Genomic DNA, 12,426 nt, shown 5'->3' on the forward strand with positions numbered 1-12,426 from the left:
CTGCACAAAGGTGGCGTCCACCAAAGTGCAGGTCTTCAAAATCAACCCCCGCTCTTCCTGCGGTTGGTTGCGGTTGGCTTTTTCATGTGCACGGTGTTTCTACCGCACCCGCCCCCGGGTGTCCATCAAACCGGGGCAAGCCCATCTACAACTCCATTAAATTCGTTAAGTATGGTGTTGGTTCGCGAAGTGGAGGCCTCTTTTTTCGGTTAGTTGTCATTCGTATAAGCGACATGGAAACATATTTTCAAACTTTTGCTGAAGATTTTGCAGGGATTTCATAAAATTAAATGGGCCACTGAAAAATATGCCTAAACGCGTATTAATCAGACCTTCGACTTGGAATTATAAGTTAAAGAATGCAATGTTTGAGCAAGGTACTTGTTATCAAGGTTTGTATAAGAATGCATTTGCCTTATGGAGAAAAAGGCAAACGAGTGCGGCTATACTATTGATACATGGGATGTACACCCTATTGAAAGTGCTCATGTTTTATGGTTTATTGATTTTCCGAGAGAGCGTAAAGAACTCACGAACGTTAAGAAAAGAAACCCAAAAGCTAAGTATATTCTACAAATATTGGAAAGCCCAACACTTGGACCGCATTTTTTGAAAATAAAAACTACGAGCATTTTGATGTTGTTTTGTCATATAATAGAAATATATCAAATGAAAAGCGAATATTCAGCTATTGCCTGCCCAATACAATTATATTAAACGATGACTTCGTTCCTTTTAATAGACGAAAAATGAGCTGCATGATTAACACTAATCGCATTGAAGGTTATTTTGCCATACGACAAAAAGGAACTGGAGGATTACCAGGACTCGGGCCATTACTAGGGGATGGCATGTAACCTTGCGTTCTATGTTTTTTCCAGCACAAGGTGAGTTATATAGTTGGAGGCGTAAACTGGCAAGATGTGCTGAAGCAATGGATACAGAACTATTGCATGTCTATGGTCCTGGTTGGAATGGAGAACAGATATCGTGGTTTCCGTGGTACCTGAATAGGCCATATAAAAATTGTGTAAAGGGCAAGATTACGGAAAATAAGATGATAATCATAAAAACTATCGATTTTGCATTTCTGTTGAAAACTATCGTGGTAATAAATGTTATATATCCGAAAAATATTTGATGCGCTTTTTGCAGGAAGTGTTCCGGTATATTTAGGAGAAGAACGAATAACAGATTATATTCCATCGGAATGCTTTGTAGATGTTCGTAAATATAAAAGCATTAAAGAGCTGTTACTGTACATAAAGTATTGTCCTGAGCATGAATGGCAGAGAATGTATGATGCTGGACAGGAATTTATAAGGAGTGAGAAAATAAGACCGTTCACGGATGAGGCGTTTGCGGAAAGGATGATGGAGGTATTAAAAACTGTCGCACCTATTGAATAATCCAGCATGGCTGAACAGGTGGATATATCCGTCATCATTCCAACATGGCGGAGATTAGACAAACTGAAAATATGCATTGAAAACATAGAGCAATGCAACCCATGTCCGCGAGAAATATTAATCCATGTTGATGCGAATGATGATTCTACAACAGAATATTTGAAGCAGTATAAGTCCACGTGGTTGCGGTGGAGTCAAAGCCAGGAGACACGCGGCCCTGGCGGCGGTCGAAATTGGTTAATAGCAAACGCAACATGTGAGCTGTTATGTGGACTGGATGATGACTCCTGGCCAATTGATAACGATTTTTTGACAAAGCAGAAACCGTGATGAGAAAAATCCAAGCGCAGCGGTTATCACTATAAAGGAAATTCGGAGGGGAGACACTAAGATGCCTTGTGAAGGAGGCATGAAACGGGTATCGAGTTTTCAGAATTGCGCATGTTTAATACGCAAAAGTGCTTTCATGCAGATTCGGGGCTTTGTTCCCTTAAGGTATGCTTACGGAATGGAGGAGGCGGATGTTGCTCTTCAATTGATGGACAAGGGCTGGGAGATATGGCGATACGATGGATTGCGGGTCTTCCATGACACTGATTTGAAGCATCAGGCGTCGACAGAAATCAATGCCGCACATATTACAAATACTGCTCTGCTAGCCTTCCTGCGGTATCCGTTGGCTTTTTGGCCGCTTGGACTCATGCAGACATTTAACCGTGTGTGGTATGCAATAAGGCAACGAAGGTACTCGGGGATAATCAAAGGGTTGGGACAAATACCTTCTACATGTTGGAAATACCGGAAATACCGCCAAGTAGTGCAAGTTGCAACGATAAGGCTTAGCCGCAAATTGGCCAAAAGGCAACACCATGCTCCCGTAGGAAGTGGAGAAGTTGGTAGCACTTTCCAAAAAGAGTGCGAACCTTGAATAATACTTTTCGCGATTTAAGTGAAATGGATATGTATTCAGCGAGGAGCCCGAGAACATTATGCCATACCCGGGCATTGAAATCTGCCAACAGGCTGGAGTGTTTAATGACCGAGTTTTATGCCCACTGGTGTCTAGAAACGATAGGAGCAAATGCCCCATGGGGCGTGATCAAACGTTTAGCAACACGGCGGAACAATCAATTGGATGATGCAAAAGTCATCTCTTGGAACGCCGGGGCATTGTGGAGGGAATTGAACTGCCCCAAAAAAAACCGATACGAGCACTATTTAAGTGAAAATGCATGGTTTGGGACTCAGTGCCTTCGATGGTTGCAAAAGAACAAACCCCGTGTGTCAAAACACACGGTTATATTTTCATATAGCGGCACGGCAATAGAGGTGTTTAAATGGGCAAAGTTCCAAGGTGCTAGAACAGTGCTCGGGATGATTGACCCGGGGCGGGTTGAACAGGAGATAGTGCGAGAGGAGGCAGCACGCTGGCCAGGATGGGAGAAAGAACGAGATGTAGCGCCTGAATTGTACAATCAACGGCGCATTGAGGAATGCAGAATTGCAGATGTCATTGTGGTCAATTCGAGGTGGTCTTTGGAATGCCTAGAAAAACAAGGCGTGCCCCCAAAAAAAATATTTGTTATTCCCTTATGTTACGAGTCTGCGAGGGAGGAAGCTGATTTTAGGAGGCATTACAAAGGTTCACTTTGGGATCAGGGAGTGCGCCCATTCACGGTATTGTTCCTCGGTCAAGTCATCTTACGCAAAGGTATTCAATACCTGATACAGGCAGCGAAACATCCTGATTTGGCTGAAGTGGTTTTTGATGTGGTTGGTCCTGTGGGTATAACAGAAGCTGCCATCAGGAGCGCGCCATGCAACATGCGATTTCATGGGATTGCAAGTCGGACCGATGTATCTGAATGGTATAGGCGTGCCGACCTATTTGTTTTGCCGACAATATCAGATGGATTTGCCATAACGCAAATTGAGGCAATGGCTCATGGATTGCCGGTGATAGCTACTCCCAATTGTGGGGAGGTGGTACGTGATGGGGAGGATGGGCTGATAGTCCCAGTTAGAGATTCCAATGCATTAGTTGAGGCCATACTGCGTTTTGTTAAAGATCCGAGTTTTCACAACAAATGCCGGGAGCAGGCCATGATTCGTAGCAGGGATTTCACCTTGCACGTATTGCAGAATAAGCTAATTGAATTGGAGAAAATGTTGGAAATTTAATGGATCCTTGGACAGCTAGCAGTGGGGATAATATAGCCCTTCCGACATCATTTTACGTCGCACTGGGATTGCTCGTAGTGTTGACTCTGGAGGCGGTGCGGAATTGGCGGCGATTGAGTGGGATGTTTGCATTGGTGTCCTATTTTACGGTGTTCTTGTGGTATATTGTGGATGTTCGCTATTCCGCAGAGCAATATGTGGGTATACCGATGGAGGATATTGAACTGGCCTTTTGGCAGGTATGTATTTTCCTGATAGGGTTTCGACTATTTTTACAAATAGCACGTCCATATGACAGAGAGGTGACCGGAATCACGGCAGAGATGTTGGCATCTCATTTACACGCCCGCAAGATGGCGGCAGCAATCGCTGTGTTGTGGGCGATATTATTTCTCTGGGGATTGTTAAGGATGGAGGGAGATGTCATTGGAGCATTATATCCTGTGGGGGGAAGGTGGAGCCCTCATATGTGGGCGCGCGGGGCCATAGGCGGCACGTGGGATTGGCTTATTGCCGCAGGGGGTTACTTATATATATTTGTGTGTGGACTTATGGGGCTGTTATTTGTGCTTGTTAGAGACAGGGTTGTAAAGGGACAAATGCTTGCCTTGATTGTAATATCCTGGCCCTATTTTTTCCTCCTTGGAACGAGAAATCAACTTTTAGCTGTCGTTTGCCCTGGCTTGTTTTCGTATCTGCTGCTCAGCAAGGCCAAGATGTGGAAAAAGTTAATAGGGTCAGCGGTAATGTTGGTGGTTTTAAATTTTTTAATGCTGGCAATGTTACAATTCAGACATTCAGGATTTCAGGAGTTTCTCAATGATCCCTTTGGATCATTGAAGCCTGATGTAAAGCATGAGGGGCTTAACATGATTCAAGAACTGGCCTTCATCAACGGATTTTATCGGGTCGGACAGTTACAGCCAGAATATGGCCGGGAGTACATCGGGCAGGCCCTTAATTTTATCCCCAGGGCAATTTGGCCAGGAAAACCAACACTTAGCTTTGCCTACAGTGCATTAAGGGGACATGGCACATCAGAGGGGGGAGTGACAGCAACCATCAGCACGGGCTTGATTGGCCAGGGGGCTATTAACTTTGGAGAATTTCTTGGACCCATTGTCGCGGGTGCATTATTAGCAATATATGGTTATTTCCTGCTTAGGCAATGGCCACAACGAGGCCACCCTCTGCGGTTCTTCCTGTTTATCATGGGTCTGGCTTTGGTACCTAATATGGGACGGGAATTTACTCTGCTGGTGCTATGGCCGGTGGTGTTTGGTGCAATAACGCTGCGGGTATTAGAAAATATTATACCTGCGATTATGTTTTCAAAAATTCCTGACACTAATACAGATCAAACGAAACCAGTGAAATGGCTACAGCCCCCAGCTTCGGGGTTTGCAAGGAAGGCAAAAATGTAAGCTTGGCCGATTGACTTCGAGAATTATGACATAGAAGAAAGGCAACTTTTATTTGAGCCGATGTCAAGTAAAGTAATGAGCGGTAAATTAACAATAGCCATAATATTTCGCCGGTTTGGGCCATACCACATCGCCAGATTAGCAGCGGCCTCAAAATATTTCAATATTGCTGCGGTTGAATACGCCGTTGATGATAAAACTTATGACTGGGAGAGGGTTGACGACTGCAAAGGGATAACGTGTTATTATGTGACAACTGATTTGCCGAAAGGAATGCATAAAAAATATTTTGCCAGCCGCAGATTAAGCAAACTATTATCGGATATAAAACCTGCAGCCTGTGCCTTGCCCGGTTGGGCCATGGAAGAGTCGTTGATGGGGCTAATATGGTGCAGAAGCAGGAATATCCCTGCCATTCTCATGTCGGAATCTACCGCAATAGATTACCATAGAACATGGTGGAAGGAATGGATAAAAAAACAGATAGCACGACAATTTTCCGCAGCATTAGTTGGGGGCACCCCTCATGCTGAATACGCACAAAAACTTGGCATTCCTCATGATAAAATATTTTTCGGATATGACGCAATTGATAATGAGTATTTTAAAGCCGAAGCTGTGACAATTCGAAAAATAAAAGATGAGTACCGAAGGCGGTATTCGTTGCCAGAAAATTACTTTCTCGCGAGTGCCAGATTCATTGAAAAAAAAAATCTCATACGTTTAATTGATGCTTATGCTGGATATCATAGGCTTCAGAATGACGAAAAAAAGCAAGAGCGGTCACCCAATATAACAGAGAACAGCCATTGGCATTTAGTCGTACTTGGAGACGGGCCGATGCGGACTGAGCTGTTGGAAAAAACAAGGCAACATGGTCTCGATCGTTATGTGATATTTCCAGGTTTCAGACAGTACCGAGATTTACCGGCATATTATGCATTGGCGAACGCATTTATTCATGCAAGCACCTCAGAACAATGGGGCCTCGTGGTCAACGAAGCGATGGCCTGCGGCCTGCCAGTGCTAGTATCCAACCGGTGCGGATGCGCTCGTGATTTGGTAGATGAAGGGAAAAATGGCTTATTATTTGATCCATATAAAACCGAGGAAATTACTCAATGCATGCAGTATATCGCCAGTCTCGACAACAATCTCCGTGCTGAGATGGGTGCAGCATCTCTTACCCTTATAGATAAATGGGGGGTTGATAGATTTGCGGATGGTCTAAAGGACGCAGTAGAATGTGCGCGAAACATATTAAAAGCATAGTTATTAATGAAAAACATATTATCTTAAGCATCCTGTGTCAGCTATGAGGGTGGCAATTTTAACAAATTCAATATCAACTGCAGCGGGAGGAATGATGGATTGTGTTCGCATGTTATCTATTAAACTATGTGAAATGAATGGAATTGATGTCGAAGTATTGAGCATAGAGGATCAATTCTTTACGAAAAATAACATTCATTGGAGACCTATACAACCCCGGCTTTTTAGTGCAATCGGGCCTTCATCCTTCAATTATTCTCCATCCTTGGCACGGTATTTAAGGAATAACAACTTTGATATATATCATTCACACGGCTTATGGCAATATATTGGAGTAGCAACTTCAATGCAGGCAAAGCGAGCAAAAAAGCCACATGTGGTTACTCCTCAAGGCATGCTAGATCCGTGGGCATTAAAAAATTCAAATTGTAAAAAGCGTGTGGCTGAATTAATATATGAAAAAAGGAATATGAAGAATGCAAGCTGCCTTCATGCTGTATGTGAATCCGAATATCAATCAATACGTAAATATGGATTAAAAAATGCTGTATGTATAATCCCCAATGGGGTTGAATTGATCAATGATGCAAATCATAATTCTCTGATAACATCACTCGAAAAAATAATAAGAAAGAAAAAGTTGTTATTGTATCTGAGCAGAATTCATCCCAAAAAGGGTTTGGGAAATATTATAAAGGCATGGCACACCGTTATCGGAGAAAAATGCAAAGAAGAAAAATGGTTATTAGGAATCGCTGGCTGGGATCAGGGAGGATACGAAGACGAAATCAAACGCCTTAGTGAAGATATGGGGATTCGATGGAGCGATGCGAAACCGTGGGGAACGGTCAAGCAATGGCAAGGAAATATTAATACGAGATTCAACCCTGATGGCGAAGGGACGAGTATTGTTTTTTTGGGACCTGCTTTTAATGAAAAGAAAGATGCATTATTTCGTTACAGCTCAGCCTTTATTCTACCATCCTACAGTGAGGGGATGCCATTGGCGGTTTTGGAGGCCTGGTCATATGGTAAACCTGTCATCATGACTGAGGCGTGTAATTTGCCTGAGGGATTTACGGCAGGTGCGGCCATAAAGGTCGAGCCGGAGCCTGGAAGCATCGCAATGGGAATAAGGCAACTCATGGAAATGAGTGACAAAGAGAGGGAGATGATGGGCCAAAAAGGGCGGCGACTTGTAGAGCAGCGATTTACATGGCCTAAAATTGCCGAAGAAATGAAGTCTGTGTACGACTGGTTGTTAGGTGGTGGTCCACCGCCCAATTGCGTCATTTTATCTTGAATAATAAAACGTGGCTTTAGAAAACGCTAATAAAAGCATTGTTGATGTGGCTGCTAACCGCGCCGCCATAAAATACAGCATTGGTGAGCAGATGCGGCGCGTAATATGGGGACTTATAGGAAAGCCGCTCATAAGATTTAGTCCGCGGCCGTTTTTTGGGTGGAGAAGGATGATATTAAGATGTTTCGGTGCTAAAATCGGAAAGGAAGTTCATGTCTATCCCAGTACTATTGTTTATTTTCCTTGGAATCTGAGTGTAGGTGATTGGAGTGCAATTGGTGAAGATGCCTTGATTTATAACTTGGGGCCGGTCACTATTGGGGATCGGGTGACCATATCGCATCGCGCTCATTTATGTGCTGGCACTCATGATTATACAAAGCCTGATTTTCCCCTGCTCAAACCCCCGATTAAGATAGAGCGGCTAGCCTGGGTATGCAGCCAGGCGTTTGTTGGCCCGGGAGTAAAAGTGGGTGAGGGGGCTATTGTCGGGGCCGGGGCGGTGGTAACCAAGGATGTAGAGCCATGGACGATTGTGGCTGGTAATCCGGCAAAAAAGCTCAAGAATCGTCTCCAATCGTCAGGCAATGTCTCCAGCTCGGACTGCTGACAAGAAATCAGGAGTAGCAAAGGAATAAATGGTATCAGTACTAATACCCACGTTTAATGAGGAAAATAACATTGCCTTCTGTATTAATAGTGTCTCCTGGGCAGACGAGGTGGTGGTGGTTGATTCTGCGTCACAAGATGCGACCCGAGAGACGGCTAAAGCCATAGGTGCCACTGTTGTTGAGTTCAAGTGGAATGGCAAATATCCGAAAAAGAAAAATTGGGCATTGGAGAATATTCGTTGGCGTAATGAGTGGGTGCTTATTTTGGACGCTGATGAGCAAATAACGCCAGGTCTGGCTGCAGAAATCAAAGACGTGCTCAGGCAACCTGCATGTGATGGATATTATATCAACCGCAGGTTTATGTTTCTTGGAAAATGGATACGTCATTGCGGTTATTATCCAAGCTGGAACCTGCGGCTGTTCAAACATCGGCTGGGAAGGTACGAGAAGATAGACGTGGGTGATATTGGAAGCGGAGATAACGAGGTTCACGAGCATGTTGTGCTGAAGGGCAAAGCTGGATATCTGCAAAATGACATGCTGCACTACGCATATCCCGACATTCATACATGGATCGAGAAGCACAACCGCTATTCAAGCTGGGAGGCTGCGATTGAGGTTGGCGGTGCCAACCTAAGTGAGAAGGGAATAGGTAAATCGCAAGAGAGACGCCGCAAGCTCAGACTGTGGTCCAGGAAACTGCCATTTCGTCCAACACTACGTTTTATTTATAGCTACTTCATCCAAGGAGGCATCCTCGATGGGGCTGCAGGCTGGCGCTTCTGCAGATTGCTGGCCATGTACGAACGAATGATCGTCTTCAAAATCAAGGAGAAGAGAGATTCCAACAAAGCAGTCAATCAATAATTGACCTCAAAGAAGTCTTACAAAGAAAAATCTGATATCAATAAACCTAGTTTATTCGTTGGCATTTAAGTCCGCAAAGCTTGTTTGCGTTACGCTGGTCGTCTCGGTGATTATTTTGTTTTGGCCAGCCTATGAAAATTCGATGGGTATCCTCATGGTTGATGATGCCGTTGCTCATGCCCAGGCGCTGGTGGTTTTGGGTGGAGGCACACCTGAAAGACAGAATAGAGCCATAGAATTATATAAACAAGGCCTTGCACCACTGATTATCAGCACCGGTGATGGCGAGCGAGAAACCTCCCATTACATTTACTTGATAAACAAAATTCCGAGGCACGCCGTGGTTATCGAGTCCAAATCACGCAGCACATGGGAGAATGCACGATACACCGTGCCCATCCTTAAGCAGCATGGAATCACGAATGCAATTTTGGTAACCTCATGGTTTCACTCTAGGCGTGCACTGCAAACATTCCGTCATGCATCACCGGCGACATCCTTTTACTCCACTCCAACTTATTGGGGAGCACGGCGTGATTTGTGGAAGCCGTGTGGGTTGCGCAGATATATCCTGTTGGAGTTTATTAAAACTCCATACTATTGGGTGAGATGTATCATTGGAGCCTGATTTTGGCCAGGATTCGTTAAACTTTGAATGCGGATTCTGCTGTTAAATCAAACTTTTTATCCTGATGTTGCCGCAACCGCACAACAACTGGGCGATCTTGCCCGGGAACTACAATCGCACGGCCATGAAGTAACGGTGGTTGCAAGCCGCCGTGCTTATGACTCACCGGGCACACTTTTCCCCAAACAAGAAAACTGGCATGGCATCCAAATCTATCGAGTTGCCAGCACTGGTTTTGGCAAGGGCGCAAAGTGGAAGCGGGCGGTGGACTTTGCCTCCTTTCTTCTGACCTGTTTTTTTCGGCTTTTGTTTCTAAAGCGACAGGAGGTGGTCATTGCCTTGACCAGCCCGCCACTTATCTCCGTGCTCGGCGCCTTGATGACACGTATCTGGGGAGCGCGCTTCATTTATTGGGTGATGGACTTTAACCCCGATGAGGCAATAGCCGCTGGCTGGCTGAGGGCCGGTTCGCCTGCGGCAAAATTTCTCGACAGGCTTTCTCGCTTCAGCCTCAACTCAGCTCATTATGTCGTTGCCTTGGATCGCTTCATGCGGGAGCGCATTTTGGCCAAGGGTATTGCGTCGGAGCGAGTGGTGGTCATTCCGCCGTGGTCGCATGATGATCAGGTGCGATTTGATTCGGTGGCGCGCGCTGAATTCCGCAAACAACACGGCTGGGAGGATAAGTTCGTGGTCATGTATTCGGGCAATCACAGCCCGTGTCATCCGTTGGACACTTTGTTGCAGGCTGCCCTGCGCCTGGGTGGGAACGCATCTCCCCCGGCGGCTTCATCTGCCCCAAGCCAGCGCATCCATTTCGCCTTCATTGGCGGCGGCTCGGAATTCCGAAAAGTCCAGGCTTTTGCCCGCGAACACCGGCTCAAGAATATCACCTGCCTGCCATACCAACCGCTGGATCACCTTTCCGGCAGCCTGTCCTCGGCGGATTTGCAGGTGGTGGTGATGGGCGATCCGTTTGTAGGTCTGGTGCATCCTTGCAAGATTTACAATCTGTTGCGTTTGGGATTGCCCATCCTGTACTTGGGTCCAGCCGTTTCGCATATCACCGATTTGTATCAAAATCCTGCCGCTCACAGCCTGCCTCCGCTTCATCGGTTTGCTCATGGGGATGTGGAAGGTGTGCTGGCCTTGCTGGAGCGCCTGTCGGTTTCCACTTCTGCTGCCCGTACTGACGGCGCCGGAGCCGGTTTGGCTGCCTTCCAATCTCAAGCTTCCTGCTTGCAGCGATTTCTGACGCTGCTTTCCTGACGCGCTTCGCGTCTTCGGTTTTTTGCCGGCCTCCGCCGTCTTTCACCTGTTCGGGGCTGTTTTTACCCTGAATAACCTGACAAAAACGTTCGTCATTTCTGGCAGGCTGAATTACTTTTGCTACGCATGAAAAACGCTAATAATCTTCCCCTCCTCGCGGCTGGCGTGGTTGCGTTGGCCGTGCAACTCCAGGCGGCCAACTGGCCGCAATGGCGCGGGCCTGAATTTAATGGCAGCTCGCCGGAGCGCAATCTCCCTGCCCAGTGGAGCAAAACCGAGAACGTCAAATGGGTCGCCGATTTGCCCGGCGTTTCCGCGGCCACCCCCGCCGTGTGGGATAACCATGTGTTTGTCACGGCGGCGGTGCGTGAACGGCAGGAACTGCTGGCCATCGCTGTGGACCGCCGCACGGGCAAGATATTATGGCAGCAAAAAGTCAGCGACGGCTTTGGCCAGGACAATCGGAGCACGTACGCCTCGCCTTCGCCGGTCACCGACGGCAAGACGGTGTGGTTTTTCTTTGGCAATGGCGAGTTGGCGGCCTTTGATTTCAATGGCAAAAAACTTTGGGCACGCAACATCCAGCGGGATTACGGCGCTTTTGCGTTTTTGTGGACGTTCTCCAGCAGCCCGCTCTTGTACAATGGCCGGTTGTACCTGCAGGTATTGCAGCGCGATGTGCCCGTCAATGGCCGTGGCCGCCGGGATGGCCCCAATGAATCGTACCTCCTTGCCATGGACCCCGCGACGGGCAAGGAATTGTGGAGGCACATCCGCCCGAGTGATGCGCGGGAGGAATCCCGCGAGGCCTTCAGCACGCCGATTCCCCATACCCATGCCGGGCGCGCGGAAATTCTCATCGCGGGCGGTGACTGCATCAGCGGCCACGACCCGGCCACTGGCAGGGAATTCTGGCGCTGGGGCACATGGAATCCACAACGCATCACGCATTGGCGGCTGGTGCCTTCGCCCGTAGCCGCCCAGGGGGTGGTGCTTGCTTGCGCCCCCAAAGGGGGGCCGGTGGTGGCCGTCAAGCTTGGTCGCAACGGCGTTTTGAGCGACAAGGAGGTGGCGTGGCAAAGCGAGGACCGGGCGGTGTCCACGGATGTTTCCACCCCGCTCTATTACCAGGGCCGGTTTTACGTGCTCAACAGTGACCGCCGCACACTAAGCTGCCTGGAGCCGCTGAGTGGCAAGGTGCTTTGGACGGGTGAACTGAAGGGCCGCAGCAAAATTGAGGCTTCGCCGACGGGGGCCGACGGAAAAATCTACGTGATGAATCACAGCGGCGAGGTGTTTGTGGTGGCCGCAGGCGACACCTTCAACCTGCTGGCCACCATCCCGATGGGCGGCGAGGCTGAGGATCGAGACCTGCGCTCCACGATTGTGCCGGCCTACGGCAATCTTTTCATCCGCACCGGCGCCAAGCTCTATTGCATAGGCAAGTAGTGCGGCAGCC

General features: G+C 47.4%; 12 protein-coding genes. All 12 read left to right on the forward strand.

The annotated features are described in order from the left end of the window. Positions 1-417 precede the first annotated feature (417 nt). The 12 genes from NXS98_RS00910 (at position 418) to NXS98_RS00955 (ending at position 12,416) form a co-directional block, all read left to right on the forward strand. Positions 418-717 (forward strand): hypothetical protein, encoded by a 300-nt coding sequence (locus NXS98_RS00910; protein WP_283846574.1) that lies wholly within the window; start codon positions 418-420, stop codon positions 715-717. Between the two features lie 398 nt (positions 718-1,115). Further along, positions 1,116-1,409, forward strand: coding sequence for a glycosyltransferase family 10 domain-containing protein (locus NXS98_RS00915; protein ID WP_283846575.1), 294 nt, complete (start codon positions 1,116-1,118; stop codon positions 1,407-1,409). A 6-nt stretch (positions 1,410-1,415) separates the two neighbouring features. Further along, positions 1,416-1,739, forward strand: a complete 324-nt coding sequence (locus NXS98_RS17850; protein ID WP_425499919.1) for a glycosyltransferase family 2 protein — start codon at positions 1,416-1,418, stop codon at positions 1,737-1,739. 594 nt (positions 1,740-2,333) lie between these two features. Then, a complete protein-coding gene (locus NXS98_RS00920) occupies positions 2,334-3,590 on the forward strand; it encodes a glycosyltransferase family 4 protein (protein WP_283846576.1) in 1,257 nt (418 codons plus the stop codon). 122 nt (positions 3,591-3,712) lie between these two features. Next, entirely contained in the window at positions 3,713-5,014 is a 1,302-nt protein-coding gene (locus NXS98_RS00925) for an O-antigen polymerase (RefSeq protein ID WP_283846577.1), read from the forward strand. Positions 5,015-5,074: 60 nt separating this feature from the next. After that, positions 5,075-6,286: a glycosyltransferase family 4 protein gene (locus NXS98_RS00930; RefSeq protein ID WP_283846578.1), complete on the forward strand. Its 1,212-nt coding sequence runs from the start codon at positions 5,075-5,077 to the stop codon at positions 6,284-6,286. Positions 6,287-6,329: 43 nt separating this feature from the next. Continuing rightward, positions 6,330-7,589: a glycosyltransferase gene (locus NXS98_RS00935; protein ID WP_283846579.1), complete on the forward strand. Its 1,260-nt coding sequence runs from the start codon at positions 6,330-6,332 to the stop codon at positions 7,587-7,589. Positions 7,590-7,599: 10 nt separating this feature from the next. Next, positions 7,600-8,199, forward strand: coding sequence for an LbetaH domain-containing protein (locus tag NXS98_RS00940; RefSeq protein ID WP_343214124.1), 600 nt, complete (start codon positions 7,600-7,602; stop codon positions 8,197-8,199). A gap of 28 nt (positions 8,200-8,227) precedes the next feature. Next, positions 8,228-9,070: a glycosyltransferase family 2 protein gene (locus NXS98_RS00945; RefSeq protein ID WP_283846580.1), complete on the forward strand. Its 843-nt coding sequence runs from the start codon at positions 8,228-8,230 to the stop codon at positions 9,068-9,070. Positions 9,071-9,224: 154 nt separating this feature from the next. Beyond that, on the forward strand, positions 9,225-9,698 hold the full coding sequence (locus NXS98_RS17855; protein ID WP_425499947.1) for a YdcF family protein: 474 nt from the start codon (positions 9,225-9,227) through the stop codon (positions 9,696-9,698). 27 nt (positions 9,699-9,725) lie between these two features. After that, positions 9,726-10,967, forward strand: a complete 1,242-nt coding sequence (locus NXS98_RS00950) for a glycosyltransferase family 4 protein (RefSeq protein WP_283846581.1) — start codon at positions 9,726-9,728, stop codon at positions 10,965-10,967. A gap of 126 nt (positions 10,968-11,093) precedes the next feature. Beyond that, positions 11,094-12,416: a BamB-related PQQ repeat family beta-propellar protein gene (locus tag NXS98_RS00955; RefSeq protein WP_283846582.1), complete on the forward strand. Its 1,323-nt coding sequence runs from the start codon at positions 11,094-11,096 to the stop codon at positions 12,414-12,416. Positions 12,417-12,426: the final 10 nt, after the last annotated feature.

The sequence above is a fragment of the Fontisphaera persica genome (assembly GCF_024832785.1).
GTDB classification, from domain to species: domain Bacteria; phylum Verrucomicrobiota; class Verrucomicrobiia; order Limisphaerales; family Fontisphaeraceae; genus Fontisphaera; species Fontisphaera persica.

What these genes read in the sequence shown, in the direction of transcription:
- NXS98_RS17855 (WP_425499947.1), top strand. Translation starts at nt 9,225, where the DNA reads ATGGTTGATGATGCCGTTGCTCATGCCCAGGCGCTGGTGGTTTTGGGT.
- NXS98_RS00945 (WP_283846580.1), top strand. Translation starts at nt 8,228, where the DNA reads ATGGTATCAGTACTAATACCCACGTTTAATGAGGAAAATAACATTGCC.
- NXS98_RS00950 (WP_283846581.1), top strand. Translation starts at nt 9,726, where the DNA reads ATGCGGATTCTGCTGTTAAATCAAACTTTTTATCCTGATGTTGCCGCA.
- NXS98_RS00910 (WP_283846574.1), top strand. Translation starts at nt 418, where the DNA reads ATGGAGAAAAAGGCAAACGAGTGCGGCTATACTATTGATACATGGGAT.
- NXS98_RS00930 (WP_283846578.1), top strand. Translation starts at nt 5,075, where the DNA reads ATGTCAAGTAAAGTAATGAGCGGTAAATTAACAATAGCCATAATATTT.
- NXS98_RS00925 (WP_283846577.1), top strand. Translation starts at nt 3,713, where the DNA reads ATGTTTGCATTGGTGTCCTATTTTACGGTGTTCTTGTGGTATATTGTG.
- NXS98_RS17850 (WP_425499919.1), top strand. Translation starts at nt 1,416, where the DNA reads ATGGCTGAACAGGTGGATATATCCGTCATCATTCCAACATGGCGGAGA.
- NXS98_RS00915 (WP_283846575.1), top strand. Translation starts at nt 1,116, where the DNA reads ATGTTATATATCCGAAAAATATTTGATGCGCTTTTTGCAGGAAGTGTT.
- NXS98_RS00955 (WP_283846582.1), top strand. Translation starts at nt 11,094, where the DNA reads ATGAAAAACGCTAATAATCTTCCCCTCCTCGCGGCTGGCGTGGTTGCG.
- NXS98_RS00935 (WP_283846579.1), top strand. Translation starts at nt 6,330, where the DNA reads ATGAGGGTGGCAATTTTAACAAATTCAATATCAACTGCAGCGGGAGGA.